This is a genomic window from Microbacterium sp. MYb66 (genome assembly GCF_002979435.1).
GTDB lineage: Bacteria > Actinomycetota > Actinomycetes > Actinomycetales > Microbacteriaceae > Microbacterium.
In genome coordinates this window covers 154,534-170,413 of sequence record NZ_PCOV01000005.1, presented here as the reverse complement: position 1 = coordinate 170,413, position 15,880 = coordinate 154,534, and the positions used below count along the sequence as shown (strand labels likewise).

General features: G+C 68.8%; 13 protein-coding genes and 1 pseudogene. 4 read left to right on the top strand and 10 right to left on the bottom strand.

The genetic code is table 11. The features are described 5' to 3' along the window. Positions 1-23: 23 nt before the first annotated feature. Positions 24-644 carry a TetR/AcrR family transcriptional regulator gene (locus tag CQ045_RS12240; protein WP_105724063.1) on the top strand — a complete coding sequence of 207 codons (621 nt, stop codon included), beginning with the start codon at positions 24-26 and terminating at the stop codon, positions 642-644. 39 nt (positions 645-683) lie between these two features. On the opposite strand, the gene CQ045_RS12235 is transcribed toward CQ045_RS12240, so the two are convergent. Together CQ045_RS12235 and CQ045_RS12230 are read right to left on the bottom strand one after the other, a co-directional pair. After that, a complete protein-coding gene (locus tag CQ045_RS12235; protein ID WP_105724060.1) occupies positions 684-1,184 on the bottom strand; it encodes a BLUF domain-containing protein in 501 nt (166 codons plus the stop codon). Then, on the bottom strand, positions 1,181-1,435 hold the full coding sequence (locus CQ045_RS12230; RefSeq protein ID WP_105724058.1) for a hypothetical protein: 255 nt from the start codon (positions 1,433-1,435) through the stop codon (positions 1,181-1,183). The genes CQ045_RS12235 and CQ045_RS12230 overlap by 4 nt, the downstream gene beginning before the upstream one ends. A 201-nt stretch (positions 1,436-1,636) precedes the next feature. Here CQ045_RS12230 and CQ045_RS12225 point away from each other — a divergent pair, with 201 nt between their 5' ends. After that, complete coding sequence (locus CQ045_RS12225) at positions 1,637-3,037, top strand: threonine/serine exporter ThrE family protein (protein ID WP_105724234.1); 1,401 nt, start codon at positions 1,637-1,639, stop codon at positions 3,035-3,037. 33 nt (positions 3,038-3,070) lie between these two features. Here the strand turns inward: CQ045_RS12225 and CQ045_RS12220 are convergent, their stop codons facing one another. From CQ045_RS12220 to CQ045_RS12195, 6 genes and pseudogenes are all read right to left on the bottom strand, one after another. Further along, positions 3,071-4,975, bottom strand: coding sequence for a DUF5107 domain-containing protein (locus tag CQ045_RS12220; RefSeq protein ID WP_105724056.1), 1,905 nt, complete (start codon positions 4,973-4,975; stop codon positions 3,071-3,073). Further along, positions 4,972-5,985 carry a Gfo/Idh/MocA family protein gene (locus tag CQ045_RS12215; protein WP_105724054.1) on the bottom strand — a complete coding sequence of 338 codons (1,014 nt, stop codon included), beginning with the start codon at positions 5,983-5,985 and terminating at the stop codon, positions 4,972-4,974. The genes CQ045_RS12220 and CQ045_RS12215 overlap by 4 nt, the downstream gene beginning before the upstream one ends. Beyond that, positions 5,982-6,992 (bottom strand): annotated as a pseudogene (locus CQ045_RS12210) (Gfo/Idh/MocA family protein); the annotation flags it as partial. The pseudogene CQ045_RS12210 and the gene CQ045_RS12215, both read right to left, overlap by 4 nt. A gap of 13 nt (positions 6,993-7,005) precedes the next feature. Beyond that, positions 7,006-7,896, bottom strand: a complete 891-nt coding sequence (locus tag CQ045_RS12205; RefSeq protein ID WP_105724050.1) for a carbohydrate ABC transporter permease — start codon at positions 7,894-7,896, stop codon at positions 7,006-7,008. After that, on the bottom strand, positions 7,896-8,885 hold the full coding sequence (locus tag CQ045_RS12200; RefSeq protein ID WP_105724048.1) for a carbohydrate ABC transporter permease: 990 nt from the start codon (positions 8,883-8,885) through the stop codon (positions 7,896-7,898). The genes CQ045_RS12205 and CQ045_RS12200 overlap by 1 nt, the downstream gene beginning before the upstream one ends. Then, positions 8,885-10,177, bottom strand: coding sequence for an ABC transporter substrate-binding protein (locus tag CQ045_RS12195; RefSeq protein ID WP_105724046.1), 1,293 nt, complete (start codon positions 10,175-10,177; stop codon positions 8,885-8,887). Before CQ045_RS12195 ends, CQ045_RS12200 begins: the two co-directional genes overlap by 1 nt. A gap of 104 nt (positions 10,178-10,281) precedes the next feature. Here CQ045_RS12195 and CQ045_RS12190 point away from each other — a divergent pair, with 104 nt between their 5' ends. Beyond that, a complete protein-coding gene (locus tag CQ045_RS12190) occupies positions 10,282-11,496 on the top strand; it encodes an ROK family transcriptional regulator (RefSeq protein ID WP_105724043.1) in 1,215 nt (404 codons plus the stop codon). Between the two features lie 28 nt (positions 11,497-11,524). Here the strand turns inward: CQ045_RS12190 and CQ045_RS12185 are convergent, their stop codons facing one another. Further along, positions 11,525-14,308, bottom strand: coding sequence for a carbohydrate-binding protein (locus CQ045_RS12185; RefSeq protein WP_105724041.1), 2,784 nt, complete (start codon positions 14,306-14,308; stop codon positions 11,525-11,527). Between the two features lie 550 nt (positions 14,309-14,858). Beyond that, a complete protein-coding gene (locus tag CQ045_RS18860; protein ID WP_181156550.1) occupies positions 14,859-15,011 on the bottom strand; it encodes a hypothetical protein in 153 nt (50 codons plus the stop codon). 90 nt (positions 15,012-15,101) lie between these two features. On the opposite strand from CQ045_RS18860, the gene CQ045_RS12180 reads away from it, so the two are divergent. After that, a complete protein-coding gene (locus CQ045_RS12180; RefSeq protein ID WP_146115237.1) occupies positions 15,102-15,821 on the top strand; it encodes a hypothetical protein in 720 nt (239 codons plus the stop codon). The last annotated feature ends 59 nt before the right edge of the window (positions 15,822-15,880 follow it).

The following is a 15,880-nucleotide window of genomic DNA, read 5'->3' as shown; positions in this document are numbered from 1 at the left end:
TTCGTCCGCGAGAGGACCCCGATATGACCACGCCGACCCCGCGCGGGCGCCGACGCGACGCCCTGGCCAACCGCGACGCCCTGCTCCGCGCGGCGCAGTCGGTGCTCGCGACGAACCCCACCGCGTCGCTCGACGTGATCGCGCAGGCTGCGGGCCTCACCCGTCGGGCTGTCTACGGCCACTTCGCCGACCGCGACAGTCTCCTGCGCGAAGTGATCGCGGTGGGCGCTCAGCGGTTCAACACGATCGCCGAGACCACCGACGACCCCGACCCCCGAGTGACGCTGGCACGGATGGCGACGCGCCTGTGGCGGGAGGCGTCCGCCGTGCGCGCCTCGGCCAACATCGCCCTCGATGACGCGCATCTGGCCGACACCGTGCTCGCCCTCGCGCCCCTGCGTCGCCGCATCCGCGACCTGACCGGAGCAGGCGTGGAGTCCGGCGCGTTTCGCGGCGACATGCCCGCCGAGTTGCTCGCCTTCCTCATCGAGGAGACCGCGCGCGCCACGCTGCGCGAGCTGCGCCTCACCACGACGGATGCCGACTCGACGGTCGTCCGCGTCGTGCTGAGCATCGTGGGGCTCTCGTGGACAGAGCAGGCCGAGCTCCTCGGCGCGCACCCCGAGATCTTCGCGCAGGACTGAAACCGCGGCGAGCGGTCCCCCCGCGCCGCTCGTCGTCGATCAGGCCGTCGCTTCGCCGAACCGCCCCGGGCTCGCCGCCGTTCCGGCCGCGACCGACCGATGCCCCGCGCGCACTCGGAACCAGAGGGTGAGCTCGGTCAGCGCTCTGACGATGGTGTCCCCGTCTGCACCGGAATCCAGGTCGGCGAACGAGTCCCGATACCCCGCGGGGCGCCTCTCGCCGCGATGGAACACCCGGTACCCCATGGTCCAGTCCGGGAAGCGGCGCTCGGCGATCGACTCCTCCATGAGCACGCGCAGGTCGTGGTGTCGGGAGTCGTCGCGGATGACGTCGACGAGGTCGGCGACGGTGTCCGGATGCCCCTCCAGCACCTGGATGAAGCGCCCGTCTCGATGAAGGAGCATGCCGGTGATGCCACGCGCGTCGTTGAGACGCCGACACACGGCGAGGAGCTGCTCGAGCGCGGTTTCCCGGAACGGCTGGGAGGCCGTACTGGTGTAGACCAAGGAGACCAGACCGGTGTCGGCTTCCGTGCTCACAACGCCACCCCCTGCTCGCCGTCGTGGAACTCGGGCAGCGCCTCGACCATCAGCTGCTCCACCGCGGCCGTGGCTGCCGGCAGCGTCGGGAAGTCCCCCTGGGGTCGTGAGCGGGCATCGAACGCGCGATACCCTCCGTCCGGTTGCCTGTCGACGTATCCGAGGAAGTCGCCGCGGCGGCTTCCGACATGGAAGCCCTCCTCGACGCAGGCCCAGAGGACATCATGATCGGGTTGAGCGGAGTTCGGCACACCAGAACGATAGGGGCGCGCCGTCGACAGCGCGCTCCCCTTTACAGCCGCCGCACGGGTGCGCTAAGCGCGAGCCGCGCACCCCGGGGGTCGGTGCTCATGTGCAGCTTCTCCCTCGATTCCGCCGATCTCCGCGTTCGGGTGGCGGAGGACCGGACAGCCTTCCCCTCTATCGACAGCGCGGCCGGGAGAATGGACGACATGTCCGCGAGATCCCGTCGGCCGCTGCTCTCCTCCGTACGCCGGCTGCTGCACACCGATCCCTCGGCCGTCGCGCACACCGAGGCCATGCCCGTCATCGACGAGCGCACCGTTCCGCGTGTGCTCGACCTCGCGACGCGCATCGGCGAGTCGATGTTCGCGGTGGGCGCCTCCGCGCACGAGGTGACCCTCGCCATCACCCGCGTGTGCGACGCCTACGGGATGAAGGGCGTGCAGGTCGACGTCACCTACAACTCGATCACGGTCTCGTTCCACCTGAGCGGCGAGGTCTGGCCCGAGACCCTGGTCCGCGTGGTGCGGGTGACGGCGCCCGATCACGCGAAGCTGCAGCGGGTGCAGGCCCTCGTCGCAGACATCGACGACGGACTCGACCTCGAATCGGCGCGCACGACCTTCCGTGCGATCCGACGGATGCCGTTCCGCTATCAGCAGCCGGTCGTCATCGTCGCGCGCGCCCTGCTGGCCGTCGGCGTCAGCATCATGCTCGGAGCCTCGCCGATCATCGTCGGCCTCACCTTCGTCGCCGCGCTGTGCGCCGCCCTCACGCAGGCCGGCCTCGCGAGGCTCCGTGTTCCGCTGTTCTTCAGCCAGATCGCCGGGGGTCTCGTGACGACCGTCGTGGCAGTCGCGGTGTCGGCACTGGGAGCCGCAGGCATCGAGCCGTTCGTCGACATCCGCCCGTCCATCATCGTGGCCTCGGGCATCGTGCTGATGCTCGCCGGACTCACGGTGGTCGGCGCGGCGCAGGATGCGATCGACGGCTTCGCGCTGACGGCCGGCGGACGCATCCTCGATCTGACGATGCAGACCCTCGGGGTCGTGATCGGCATCCTCGTCGGGCTCGAGATCGGCGGCGTCCTGGGCTTCACGATGGATCTCCCCGACGACCCCGCGCCGTTCGGTCCGCTGCTGAATCAGTTCGCCGGGGCGATCATCATCGCGGTCGCCGTGGCCGTGTTCAACGGCGCCGGCATCCGGATCATCCTCGTGAGCGCGCTGCTCAGCGCCCTCACGATCGCCGGCTATTCGACCGCCGTCGTCCTGAACCTGCACCCCGCAGCCGCCGCCGCGCTCGGTGCGCTGCTGGCGAGCTTCGTCGGGATGCTCATCGCACGGAACCTGCATGTGCCGTCGGTCGCGGTGACCACCGCGGCGATCGTCCCCCTCGTGCCCGGTGTGGCCGTGTTCCAGGGCCTGCTCGAGATGGTGCACGCCGCCGGCACGTCGACCGGGATGCTGCTCGCCGGCGGATCGCTCATCGACGCCGCGGTGATCGGCATCGGTCTCGCGTCCGGCGCTTCCCTCGGCCTCTACCTCGGCACCCCGGTGCGCGCGACTCTCGCGAGTGTGGCGAAGACCCGCGCCCGCGTGCGGCGCTGAGCGGGCAGGCGGGGCCACCTCGGGAGTACTGCGTCAGGCGAGCTGCGTGTCGTACTGCGACGGGAGCGGCTCGTCCGACACCTGGGACCACAAGGCGGGGAAAAGGACCTCCCCCTCGCGGAGATCGACGACGTCGATGCCGCGCTCGAGCTCACGGCGCGCCGCGATGAGGTCGGCCGGTTGCCCGCCGGCGAGGAGAGCGCGGACGAGAAGGACGCGGATCCGCGGGTCCGTCGCGGTCGACGGGAACGATTCGATCGCCGTCCGGGCGTCACCGTGCCTGCCCTTGACGATCAACGCGGACGCGAGCTCGCCCACCACTTCGGGGTCCGATGGTTCAGCCTCCGCCGCCGCGCGCAGGTACTCCGTGCCGTCCTCTCCCCGCTCCTCGAGGAGAAGCCCGAGTCCACGCTGCGCCGCGGGTTCGGTCGCGAGTTCGAGGGCCCGGCGGTAGGCCGACTCGGCCGCGTCGAGGTCTCCTCGCGCGTGCCGGATACCGCCCGCTCGAGCGAGCAGCCACGCGTCCTCGCCGTTCGCGAGCACCGAGTCGAGCGCGGCCTCCCACGTCCGACCGCTCACGTCGCCGGCACCGGCGCGGACGTGCTCCGGCGGCGGCGACCCCGTCGCGATGCAAGCCCAGGCATCCTGCTGCCGTCCCAGGTCGCTCGAGGGGAACGGAGTACGGTCGTCGGATACTGCGGGGTCGAGCATCGCGGCGAGCGCACCCCAGCCGGTGCCCGTGTGGAGGACCGACGCGACCGGCAGCTCACGGACCGCGTCTCCGGACACGTCGGCCGCACGCGCCTCGCGAACCGAGGTGCGCACGGCAGCACCGGCCGCCGTCGACGCCCGAACCCACTCGGCTTCAGGGTCCTGCGGCCCGAGCCGGGGGTTGCCATACACCTCGGTCCATTCGTAGACCGCGTGCGCCGGCAGCTCCCTCGCCTCGAACTGCGTCGTGGTCACGCCCGCTTGAATCTCGGCGTACCGCGCACCGCTCGGCGTGAGTCGATCCTGCCACCAGCGTGACCCGCCGGTACTCCCCCAGCAGAAGAGCTTGCGGCCGGGAAGCGCGCTGTCCGAAGCCATCAGCAGACCGTCGCCCCGTTCGTCGACCGCGATGATCCAGGGCTCACCGCCTCCCGCCCCATCGATGAAGAAGTCCGAGGCGTGCGGGCACCTGGCCGGCCACGAGCAGTCCACGCCGTGGTGCGAGTCGATCTCGGTGCTCGTGATCCCGCCGTCGTAGGCGGTGGCGAAGGCGCGGCGATCGAAGCTGAGCACACGACTCCGCGGCTCCTGCGGAACGGCGGCGTTCGACCACCAGTACAGCGGACGCGCCCCGGGATTCGGGTTGCGCACGCGTACCTTCACCACGAGGGCAGCAGCCTCCGGGGGGAGCGAGACATCGACCTGGAAGACGAGCCCGTGGACGCGCTCGTAGCCCCAGAGCCGCAGGGACTCCGTGCCATCCTCGGCGGCGACCAGACCGACGTGCAGATCTTCGCACGTGTGCGCGGCATGGCCGCGGGTGCCGATGTTGAACTCGATCCCGCCGGCGAACCAGGCGTTGCGCAGAGCGAGGTTCGCGAAGACGATCTCGTCCGGGGAGTGCAGCAGGTCCACTCCCCGCTCGAGGTCGCGCAAGGACCAGAGCCGTCCGCCGAGCTCCGGAAGGAACTCGGCGCGCAGCCGATCATTCTCGATGACGATCGTCCTGATCTCTCGGGGCGCGACTGCACGGTCGTAGCGATTCTGGATCCGGTACGGATGGAGGTTGCGCAGGCGGGTGCCCCGAGCGCCGCGCAGGATCCGTTCCGGAAGGTCGTCGGAGAGCTCGTACGGAGGCTCGAGCGGCGGCCCGAGCGTGGGCCAGAGGCTCTCTCGCGGCCGCTCCGGCATCCGGATCGTGCGGGAGCCGGCGTGGATCCGGGTCATGAGTGGACGAGCTCCGATGCTCCGGACCGCAGCGAGCGGTAGGCGGCATCGACGATCTCGACGGCGCGCAGACCGGCGCGACCGCTGGGCTCTGCCGATACGCCGGTGCGGACGGCGTCGAGGAACGTCGAGATGAGCATCGCATCCATCGGCGCGACGTGCGACAGCGCGACTGCGCCGTCGTGCGTGTTCCACCCCGACGTCACTCCGGCGAACGGTGCGACCTCGGCCACGCCGTCCGTGCCGATGACGGTCAGCGACACCAGGTCACCCGAATCCGGGATGCCCTTCGGCTTGGACCAGGAGCAGTCGATCGACACGATCACACCTCCGGGGTAGCGGAGGGAGAGCAGCGCTCCCGTCTCGACGTCGACGGTGCCGCCTTGCGGGATGGAGTTCGCCACGGCGTACACCTCGTCCGGGTCGGCCTCGAGAAGGTCGCCCAGCAGATCGGCGACATGCACCACGTGATCGGTGATCGCCCCACCACCCGATCGGGTCGGGTCCACGAACCACGAACGCAGCCCGACGGGCAGCCCGCCGCAGTTCGTGGCCGCGATCGAGACGACCGTGCCGAGGAGACCCGAGCGGACGGCGGATCTCAGTTCCGCGTACGCGGGCGAGAACCGGACCGGGAATGCGGTCATCAACACGACTCCCGCGCTCTCTGCGGCCTCCACCATCTCGACGGCCTCGTCCGGAGAGATGCCCAGGGGCTTCTCGCACAGGATGTGCACGCCCTCGGCCGCCGCGCGCAGCACGAGCTCGCGGTGGCCGCGGTTCTCGCTGCAGATCACGACGGCGTCCGGTCGCCAGTCCCATACGGCGTCGTAGTCGTCGACGTAGGCGACGCCGAGGTCCGAGGCCAGCGCTGGCCCGCCGGGCTCGCCGGCTGGGCGGAGCTCGTGGTCGGGATCGGCGACGAGCACGTCCAGGCCGGGCACCGCGCTGAGGGCGGCGGCGTACTCCGTCGAGTGCAGGTGGTCGAAAGACAGGATCGCGATCTTCACAGCGTGGCGCCTTCCATGGTCCGGATCGAGGTGAGGTCGTGCGGTCGGCCGTCCGCGACGGAGGCCGCGATGGCCTCGGCGATGCGCAGGGCGTGGAGTCCGTCGCGCGCGGTGACCCGAGGCACCGAGCCGTCGTCCACGGCGGCGAGGAAGTCGACGATCTCGGCGCGATAGGGGCTGGTGATCGGATCGTACGGGGGCAGGATGTCGTACTCGGGCTCGCGCAGTCCGACATAGCGGAACGGTCTGCGCTCGTCGGAGTCGGCCCGGATGAGGCCGTCCGAGCCCGCGACCTCGAACTGGGTGCGGAACTCGATCGGAGCCGTCGTCCAGGTCGAGGTCAGCAGCGAGATGGCCCCGTCCTCATGGGTCAGCACTGCCTGGGTGCTCTGACTCGCGCCGACCCGGTTCGTGCGGGCGAAGACCGTGCTGACCTCTCCGCCGATCCAGCGCGCGATGTCGATGTCGTGGATCATGAGGTCGAGCACCACGCCGCCGGAGAGCGCATCGTCGAGGTACCACCCGCTTCGCGGACTCCCCCCTTGCCGGGTGAGCCGGATCACGCCCGGTCGGCCGACATCGCCGCGGACGACCGCGGCCTGCAGCGCCTCGTACTGCGGGAAGTAGCGCACGACGTGTGCGGGGAAGAGCACGATGCCCGCTTCCGAGAATCCTCGGACCAGATCTTCGGCATCGTCCGCATGCCGAGTCAGCGGCTTCTCGCAGATCGTCGGGAGCCGATGGCTCAGGGCCGCCGCCGCGAGCTCATGATGCGTCGGCGTGGGCGTGCAGATGTCCACGAGATCGGCGGCATCGAGCGCCTCGTCGAGGCTGGCGGCGACGGCGCCACCGCCGTGCCTCGCCACGAGCGCGGGGGCATCGTCCGCCGGAGAGAAGACGACGACGTCGAAGCCCAGTTCGAGCCACACGGGGAGGTGCGCGTTCGCGATTCCCCCGGCGCCCAGGAGCGCGACGGTTCGTGTCTGATGACGATGGGAGTTCATTTCCTGCCTTTCGAAGTCACTTGCCGATTCCCTGGGTCATACCGCTGACGATGCGGCGCCCGAGGAAGAGGTAGAGGAGGATCATCGGCAGGACGACGATGGTCACGCCGGCGAAGAGTCCGCCCCAGTTGGAGGTGTACTGCATGTTGTCGTAGAAGTTGAGAAGGGCGACGTTGAGGGTCTGCATCCTCTGGTTCGGGACCAGGAGCAGCACGATGACCGTCTCGTTCCACAGGCTCAGGACGTTGAGGACCGCGACCGTCGTGATCCCCGGGCGCGCGAGGGGCACCATGATCTGCCAGAAGGTGCGCATCGGGCTCGCTCCGTCGAGCGCCCCCGCCTCCTCGAGCTCGCTCGGCAGCGATCGGAAGTAACCGATCAGCACGAAGACGCTGAACGGCAGGCTGAGCACCACATAGAACAGGGCGACCGTGATGCGCGGGTCCCAGGCGCCGGTGATCCACTCGATCATGAACCGGGAGATCCCGACACCCATGAGCACCATCGGCACCGCGAGCGCCTGGAAGGGGATGCTCATGCCGAAGGCGAACATCGTCCCGACAGGACCGCTGGAGCGCCCGCCGAGTCGGGCGATGGCATAGGCGGCGGGGATGCTGAGCCCCATGATCAGGGCGACGGAGATGACGACGAGCACGACGGTGTTGACCGCCGCCTCCCCGAGTCCCGAGGTGACCCAGGCGGTGACGAAGTTCTCCCACCGCCACTCGATCGGAAGCCCGACCGGGTTCTGGAAGATCTCCCGCGACGACTTCAGGGAGTTCAGGATGATCCAGATGACCATCCCGATGTTCACGGCGACCCAGAGCCACAGGCTCGCCTTGATGAAGTAGCTGACGGCCACGCCCATCGCCGACAGGGGCGTGCGTCGAACGGTCTGCACGGCCATCAGTACTCCAGCACCTCTCGCCGGGAGATCCTGCGGGAGATCACGATGAGGACGATAGTGATGAGCGTCATGATGACTCCGATCGCGGCCGCGTCACCGAGCTGGGCGAGCCCGCCCACCCTTCCGCCGGTCACTCGCAGATACTGCTCGACCGCGAGGGTCCGCGCTTCCAGAGGGGGTGTGCCCGCCGCTCCGGTGAAGGCGATGATGATCTCGAACGTCTTGATCCCCGCGATCACCCACAGCACGGCGGCCACCGAGATCATGTCGCGTGTCAGCGGCAGCGTGATGAATCGGAACTGCTGGAACAGAGAGGCGCCCTCGAGCTTGGCCGCCTCGTAGAGCGAAGGCGGGATGCCGTCGACGGCCGACATGAGCAGCACGACGTAGAAGCCGGCCACGTTCCAGATGAGTCCGAGCATGATCACGCGGAAGACCAGGTCAGCACCCAGCCACGGCATCTGCAGCGATTCGAGGCCGACGAGACCCAGCGCGACGTTCACCAGGCCCTTCGGGTTGAACAGGAACGCCACGGCGAGACCGATCGCGATCGGAGAGATCATGAACGGGATGAAGACCGCCGCGCGGAGGAAGGCGCGCCCTCGGGCTTCGCGGAGGACGACCATCGCGGCCATTGCGATCGCGAAGACCACGACCCCGACGACGAGTGTCAGCAGCAGCGTGTTGCCGAACGAGGCGAGGAACACCGGGCTCGCGAGGAGATGCGCATAGTTGGTGATTCCGACCCAGGAGAACTCGGTGCCGAGCCCCGACCACTCCGCCAGACTCAGTGCAACCCCGAACAGCGAGGGCAGCACGAAGAGTCCGAGGTAGAGCACCAGCGCCGGCAGCAGGAGCGGCAGGTACAGTCGTCGCCGCGACGCGGCGAAGGCGCTGAGCGAGCGGTCATCGCGCCCCGAGGGCGCCGGCGTCGCTGTGACGACGTCGACGACCTCGGGGACGGACTGACCGGCTGTCGTGAAGACCATCAGCGGTTCAGCAGGGCTTCCGTCTGAGCCCGACCCTCGGCGAGGAACTCGGCACCGGTGATCGATCCGCCGATGAGCTTGTCGTCGAGCGGGAGGAACACGTCGTTCCACCACTCCGGGGCGACCATGGCGATGCCGTCGAAGTCGAGCGACACGGCATCCGCGTCGATGATCGCCGCCTGCGCGGCCTCGAGCGCGGCGGGGGCCGGCGAGTCGATGCGGGCCGGGATGTTGTCGGCATCCGTGGCGATGCGATCGATGTACTTCTTCTGCATGGCGAACGCCAGGAACGACGCCACCTCGTCCTGGTTCTTCGACGCCGGGTTGACTGCCCAGCCGAGAGCGCCGACCGTCGCCGGGGCGGCCTGCCCTGCGTCCACCGGCGGGAAGGCCGTCACCCGCGGGTCGAGGCCGTCACCGCGGACCGGAGCGGTCTCGCTGCCCAGCCACGTGCCGTTGAGGTTGAAGTCGTGGTCACCCGCGGCCCAGGCGTTCTGCGCGTCGGGGAACTTCGTCGCCATGTAGTCCTTCTGGAACGGCGCCATCTGCACGAGCTGCTCGAGTTCTGCGACGGCCTCCTGCACCTCGGGCCGATCCCACGCCGCGGGGTCCGATGAAAGATCGATCAGGATGCCGGGGCCGGCCGTCGAGAGCAGAAGCTGGTACAGCCAGTAGGCGTTGTACGCGTTGATCGTGCCGTCGAGGGCGATCGGCGCTTCCCCGGTCTCCGCCTTGCGGTCGGCGACGACGGTGAGGAACTCGTCGAACGTCGCCGGAGGGGTGTCGGCGAACTCCGGGAACGTGCCCGCGTCGTACCAGAGGCCGATGGAGAACAGGGAATGGGGCACGAAACCGGGCCCGTCGTCGTCGCTGATCACGGTGAGCACGTTCTCGGGGAGCACCTCACGGATCGCCACGCCTTCCCCGGGAATCTCGGTGTCGAGCACCGCGTCGATGTCGCCGATCGCTCCGGCCGCGCGGAATCCCGGGGTGTGGTCGATCGCGGTGTCGAAGAAGTCCGGGCCGTCGCCTGTCGCGATGGCGTTCTTCACCTGGTCCTCCTGCCCGTTGCCGAGCCACTGCACGTCGATCTCCGCGCCGGTCTCTTCGGAATAGTCGGCGATGATCTCCTCGAACAGCACGGCCTGCGGAGTCCCTTCGGCCCACTTGCCCCAATAGACGAGAGCGTCGCCGCCCTCGTCGTCGCCGGTGATGTTCGTGCCGCATCCGCTCAGTGCGACCGCGAGGGCCGCGACCGAGGCGATCGCTACGACTTTGTTGCGCTTGCTCATGGTTGTTCCTATCGGGTGTCGGACACGTGCGCCTCGGTGGCGACGCGGAGTAGATTGGTGCTGAGAAGATAATAAACACAGTTTGTGAGTTAATTCGAGAGGCAATGATGAATCTGCTGTTCGGCGGCGGGGAGAAACTGCTCCGCCAGGCGGGAGACCAAGGACGTCTGCGACGCCTGAACTCCCTCGCCGTCCTGGAGTCCGTGCGGGACGAAGCGCTGACCATCCCTCAGATCGCGACGCGCACCGGACTGTCCAAGACCGCCGCGGATTCGGTCGTGACCGCGCTCGGCGAGTCAGGCTGGGTGACCGCGGTCGAACCCCTCACCGCGGGCGGAGCCGGTCGCCCCGCCCACCGCTACCGCTTCAACGCGGCCGCCGCCGTGGTCGTCGGCATCGACATCGGGCGCCACACCTCCCGCGCCGAGATCGCCGACCTCTCCGGCGAAGTCCTCGCCTCGGGCGAGGTGCCCACCTCGAGGGAGGACTCACCGGAGACCCTGCTCGGCACGGTGGTCGCCCTGGTCGACGGGCTCCTCTCCGAGCGCGGGCTCGACCGGGGTTCGGTCTGGGCCGGAGGGGCCTCACTGCCTGCGGTCGTCTATCACCAGACGATCACGAAGGGCCCGGAGAAATGGACGGGTTTCGACCTCCGCGCCGGTTTCGAGGAGCACTTCCGGTGCGCGTTCGCAACCGAGAACGACTCGACGCTCGCCGCGTTCGCCGAGGCGTGGAAGGGCAGCGCCACCGAGGTGCGCTCGCTCGTCTACATCCACTCGGGCAACCGCACCGGATCGGGCCTCGTACTGGACGGCTCGCTGTTCCGGGGTTCGAGCGGGGCGGCAGGAGAGATCGGCGCGCTGCACATCCTCGGTTGGGAGACCGCGCAGGAGCACCTCACCGACGTCCTCTCGGACGGCGGGGCGCGCCTGCAACGCGAGCAGGTCTTCGACGCTGCTCGAGCCGGCGACTCCCGGGCGAAGGACGCCGTCGAAGCGTTCGCCACCGCGCTCGCCCCCGGCATCGCCGCCCTGATCCTCACCGTCGACCCCGAACTCGTCGTCGTCGGCGGCGGCAATGTCCGTGCCGGGGAGACGTTCCTCGCGCCGCTGCGGGCACAGGTCGAGGCGCTGTGCACGGTGCGCCCCGCTCCCCCACTCGTGGCATCTCTGCTCGCCGACCGGGCGCCGCTCACCGGGGCAGTCGGTCTCGCGACGGCGTCGGTGCTCGAACGGCTGCATTCGATCGCGTCCAGCGGCGGCAGCATGCCGAGCACGGCTACGCCGCCGTGGGAGTGGGAGGAGGTCGTCTCCCGCTGAGCGAGACGACCCCCTCCCGCCCCGGCTGCTAGGGCGCCGCCTCGATCTCGACCCAGTCGACTGCGATACCGGTGCCCCCTGTCGGGGTCGCGGATCCCGCCACGAGCCGGAGATCGGCGATGCCGCCCCGCAGCTTCACACGCGTCTCGACCGTGACGTACGCGCCGGTCGAGGGCGTCGCCGGTACGGTCACCGGGATCGACTGCCCGTCGACCTCGACGAGCAGCGTCTGAGCGACGCCCGGTGTCGCGACGCGCACACGCACGTCGTACCAGCCGCGTTGCGGTATGAAGACGCTGTCGAACCGCAGGAAGTCGCGTTCGTGACGGAAACGCGCCGCGTCGACGGAGTCCGGCCCCTGCGCGGTGACGACCTCCACCGCGGTGTCGTGCCCCTCCCACGTCTGCAGCTTGTCGAGGTTCCACTGGAAGGAGTAGTGCTCGCCCTCGATGCGCTCGACGTGCTCGCGCTGCTCCGTGAGCGCGAACCAGTTGAAGAGCACATCGACGTTCGCTCTCGTCCACTCGATCCGGAGATCCTGCACACCGGCCTCCAGCGGGATCACGAAGTCCGCGGTCTTCACGGTCTCGATCGCGCCCGTGCTCGGCAGCAGCAGCTCGCCGCTCACGTCCACTCCGTCGGCCAGCACGCGGAAACCGCGATCCGGCACCCCGGAGTGGGCGGAATACCGCATCTCGAGGAGGTAGTCGCCCGTACGGGGGATCGTGACGTCGTGGTACTCGAGATAGTCGCCGGTCTCGATCCAAGAGACCGAGGGCGTCCCGTCGTCGTCGATGGTCTCGGTCGCCGCGAGCCACACGTCCCACGCCGCATCCGCGCTCTCAGCCTGGATGCGTTGCGATTGCGGCTGGTCGAGGGTGAAGCGGAACCAGTTGGCGAAGAACCACCGATCGATGCTCCCACGCACGAATCGCAGCGTGTGCTCGCCCTTCTCGAGGTGGACCGTCCGCTCGACGGTCGTGTACTGGCGATAGCCGCCAGACGCCGGTGTGACGGCATCCGCGACCACTGTCTGCCCGTCGACTTCCAGGCTGAAGCGATTCCCGGCCTCGGTCGAGACCCGGAACTCCACGCGATAGTCGCCGGTCTCCGGGACGTAGACGTTGTCGTACTCGGTCCACTGCCCCGCGTGCTCGTAGTAGACCTCGTCGTGTCCTCCTTCGAGAGCGTCGTACACACCGTAGGCGCCGTTGACGTCCGTGTAGTCCTCCGCCTGGACGATGAATTGCGCACGCGTGGAGTCGACGGCTGCCGGCGCGACGCCGGCGGCGACCGTCACCGTGCCCACCGGATACGTCCGGTCCTCGCCGCCGGGCATCGGCAGGAGGATGCGCGGCTCACCGTCCTCGACGAGCGCGACCCTGATCTCGTACTCGCCGGCGGCGAGCCCGGCGGGCAGCGTGAAGGCGGACACTCGATCCTCGTAGTCGCCCTTGAACAGGCGGCGCAGCGTGAAGTCGTCGTCCGTCCCCGACCACACCTCGGCACCGGTCGAGTCCACGAACGAGACCTCCAGAGGATAGTCGCGCGGGCTGAAGCCGTACCCGGTGTTGGTCCACGTCTGCGCGAGCCGGAACTCGCCGCCTGGAGCAACGTGGCTGCTCCAGGAGGCCTCTTCCAGCAGCAGACGGTAGCCGGAGTACCGGCCGAGCGTCGTGAACCACTCGCCGTAGGCATCCTTCATGTCTTCCCACTGCGCGAACGACGTGTTGTTGATCCCCTGCAAGTTCGTGCGGTAGTCCTCCAGTGCGTTCATCACCACGCGGCGGGGATCGTTGAGCATGTACAGCGGGTTCGCCCATCCGGCCCCCTCGGAGGCCTGGATGTGGGAGCGCCGGAGCTTCCGGTTGTTCCACGAGGACTGACCCCAGGTGCTGTACTCCATCCAGTAGCCGGAGGCGTTCACCGTGTCGCTGCGGAAGCCCCAGTTCTGCTCTTCGGCGCCGTAGTCGAACGCGAAGGCCGAGAAGCGCTTGGCCTGGGTGTCGGCATCCGGGTCGGTGGGGTCGACCGAGGCCCCGGCATTCTGCATCGTGACCATGGTCTCTGTGAAGGCATCGCGGTAGATGTCGATGATGGCGTGGAGGGTCGAGGTCCGCGTCGCCGCGTCAGGCCACGGGAAATGCGAGGCGTCGTTCCACCCAGACCATTCCCCGAACAGCGCGAAGGCACGCAGGTCGACCCAGGCGATGCCGGCGTGTCCGTCGTATCGGTCGGCGAACGCGCTCACCGCGTCGTCGAGCTCGGTGAGGTAGCCGGGGTCGTAGTACAAGGGCTGCTTCGTCGTGTAGGTGCCGTCCCCGTAAGGAGCGTCGCGGTACGGCACGTTCTTGACGTCGAAGAGCCAGGCCGGCGGGTAGACATACGGGAACGTCCCGGTCTCGCTCGGCGAGGGGCTCTCGGACATGAGCAGTTGCACCTCGGCCTGCTTCCCCTGGTCGGCGACGCGATCGAGGAAGTCGTCGATGCGGTCCCAGGTGTAGGAGTCGGCGGTCTGCTCGAAGTCGGACCAGCTGATGTGCACCCGCACGATGTCGGCGTCGTCCGGGATGTCGACGGTGCCGTCGAGGAAGTCGTCGATCGCGGGATCGGCCGTAAACAGCGCCTTCGTGTTGATGTCGAAGGCGGTGCCCGTCAGGGGGTTGCCGTGGATGACCTCGTGAGTGTCGGTGAACGTCTTGACGACGAGTTCGGCTGACGGGGGATCAGCATGAGCGGGTTGCAGGGTGCCTACGACCAGCACGGCCGAGACCGCGAGGACGGCGCCACCCGCGACACTGCGTTTGGACATTGTGATCACGACACATTCCTTCCGGAGAAGTTAAAAAACTTTGTGTGTGATTTATATCAGTGCAGCGCAGTGCTGTCGAGAAGTTCCTTCGAAGGCTGCGATGGAAGAGATCCGGCGGCCACGCAAGTGGGGACTTGTGCGCGTGGCCGCCGGCGAGAACGGAAGACGAGTCGCTGGGGACGTCTCGCTCCGTCCTCAGATCGTACGAAGGGTCGGTCCGGCCGTCGCGGGGGTTGCCCGCTGTCGACGGATGGAGTAAACGACTCCGACCTATCTCAGCTCGCGCGGGGATGCAACCCCCGGGCGCGCCCGGAGGTGATCACATAACGTCATGGTCGGAGGGGCAAGGCCAGCCCGCCACCGGAAGGGTGGTGCGGGTTGAGGGCCGTCGCCTCGCGGGCGGGGGCTTCGCTGCGCGGCGGCGGTCCAGCCTGATCGCACCCGCCGTTCATCTCTCGCGCTGAGGCGGAAGCCCCACCCGGACACCCGCGAAGAACGCGATCGTCGCCACGCTCCCCACCAGCATCCAGGCCACCCATTTGGGCATGGTTCAGCCGCCCGACGGGTTCTCGAGGGGCTTCCCGTTCTCGTCGGTGGTCTCCTCCTCGAGCATCTCTTCCGTGCTCTCCGGGGCGCCGCCGGATGCGGTGTCTGCTTCTTCGTCGGCGCCGGGGGTGCCGTGCGTGTTCTTCGGATCGCTCATGATCTCTCCTCTGTCGGTTTCGATGACCGTACGCGGACTGCCGCGCGTACGTGAGGGGGTTGACCGTCGGGACTTGGATAGCGTTGAAGGATGAGCGAGCCGAGAAAGAACACCGGGATCCTTGCAGGACGAGCGCGAACAGGAGCTGTGACGATCGCGGTGGCGGCGCTCCTGGCGGGATGCTCGCCTTCGGCGCCTCCCACCGAGGCGACTCCGACGGCGAGTGTCGAGGAGCGGTATCAGGCGCAACTGGCCGAGCAGCGTCTCGAGGCTCTCGTCGAACCGCTGTCCCCCCTTCCGGCTGCCACGCCGACGACGCCCGCCGGCACCATGCTCGGCGACGGGGAATGGGCGGTGGTCGGTCGTGAGTGGCCCTCGGACCAGACCACGATGACGGTCGGTGTCGTGCCCGTGTCTGCGACGCCGGGCGACCTCGAGGCGGACTTCGCCTACGTCCCCGACGACGAGCGGGCGAAGCTGGGCGACGTCACGCCCCTCTACGTCGACTATCAGTACGCGCTCCTCGAAGGTGAGCGCATGTATCCGGCCGTGACTGCGGTCCAGCTGGTCCTGTCCGACGGCTCCCTCGCCGACATCCCGATCATCGTCGGCGGCCTCGGCCCGTCGAAGACCGACACGTTCTGCGCGCGGGAACCGGCGGCATCGGACTTCCCCCAAGAAGTCGGGGATGTCTACCAGGGGTGCAAGATCTTCCTCGTCCCGGAGGGCCTCGATGCCGTCAGCGTGCAGTGGGGCGGCGAGGGCATCTACAAGACCGAAGGCGTGCGCTGGCCGATCCCGGCCGCGTGATTCGGTCGAGCGGCCGCCGCGCGTCTGCCTCAGGAGGAACGCCGGTGTCTTCGGCTCGC

What these genes read in the sequence shown, in the direction of transcription:
- CQ045_RS12225 (WP_105724234.1), top strand. Translation starts at nt 1,637, where the DNA reads ATGTCCGCGAGATCCCGTCGGCCGCTGCTCTCCTCCGTACGCCGGCTG.
- CQ045_RS12205 (WP_105724050.1), bottom strand. Translation starts at nt 7,896, where the DNA reads ATGGCCGTGCAGACCGTTCGACGCACGCCCCTGTCGGCGATGGGCGTG.
- CQ045_RS12190 (WP_105724043.1), top strand. Translation starts at nt 10,282, where the DNA reads ATGATGAATCTGCTGTTCGGCGGCGGGGAGAAACTGCTCCGCCAGGCG.
- CQ045_RS12195 (WP_105724046.1), bottom strand. Translation starts at nt 10,177, where the DNA reads ATGAGCAAGCGCAACAAAGTCGTAGCGATCGCCTCGGTCGCGGCCCTC.
- CQ045_RS12185 (WP_105724041.1), bottom strand. Translation starts at nt 14,308, where the DNA reads ATGTCCAAACGCAGTGTCGCGGGTGGCGCCGTCCTCGCGGTCTCGGCC.
- CQ045_RS12180 (WP_146115237.1), top strand. Translation starts at nt 15,102, where the DNA reads ATGAGCGAGCCGAGAAAGAACACCGGGATCCTTGCAGGACGAGCGCGA.
- CQ045_RS12220 (WP_105724056.1), bottom strand. Translation starts at nt 4,975, where the DNA reads ATGACCCGGATCCACGCCGGCTCCCGCACGATCCGGATGCCGGAGCGG.
- CQ045_RS12240 (WP_105724063.1), top strand. Translation starts at nt 24, where the DNA reads ATGACCACGCCGACCCCGCGCGGGCGCCGACGCGACGCCCTGGCCAAC.
- CQ045_RS12200 (WP_105724048.1), bottom strand. Translation starts at nt 8,885, where the DNA reads ATGGTCTTCACGACAGCCGGTCAGTCCGTCCCCGAGGTCGTCGACGTC.
- CQ045_RS18860 (WP_181156550.1), bottom strand. Translation starts at nt 15,011, where the DNA reads ATGAGCGATCCGAAGAACACGCACGGCACCCCCGGCGCCGACGAAGAA.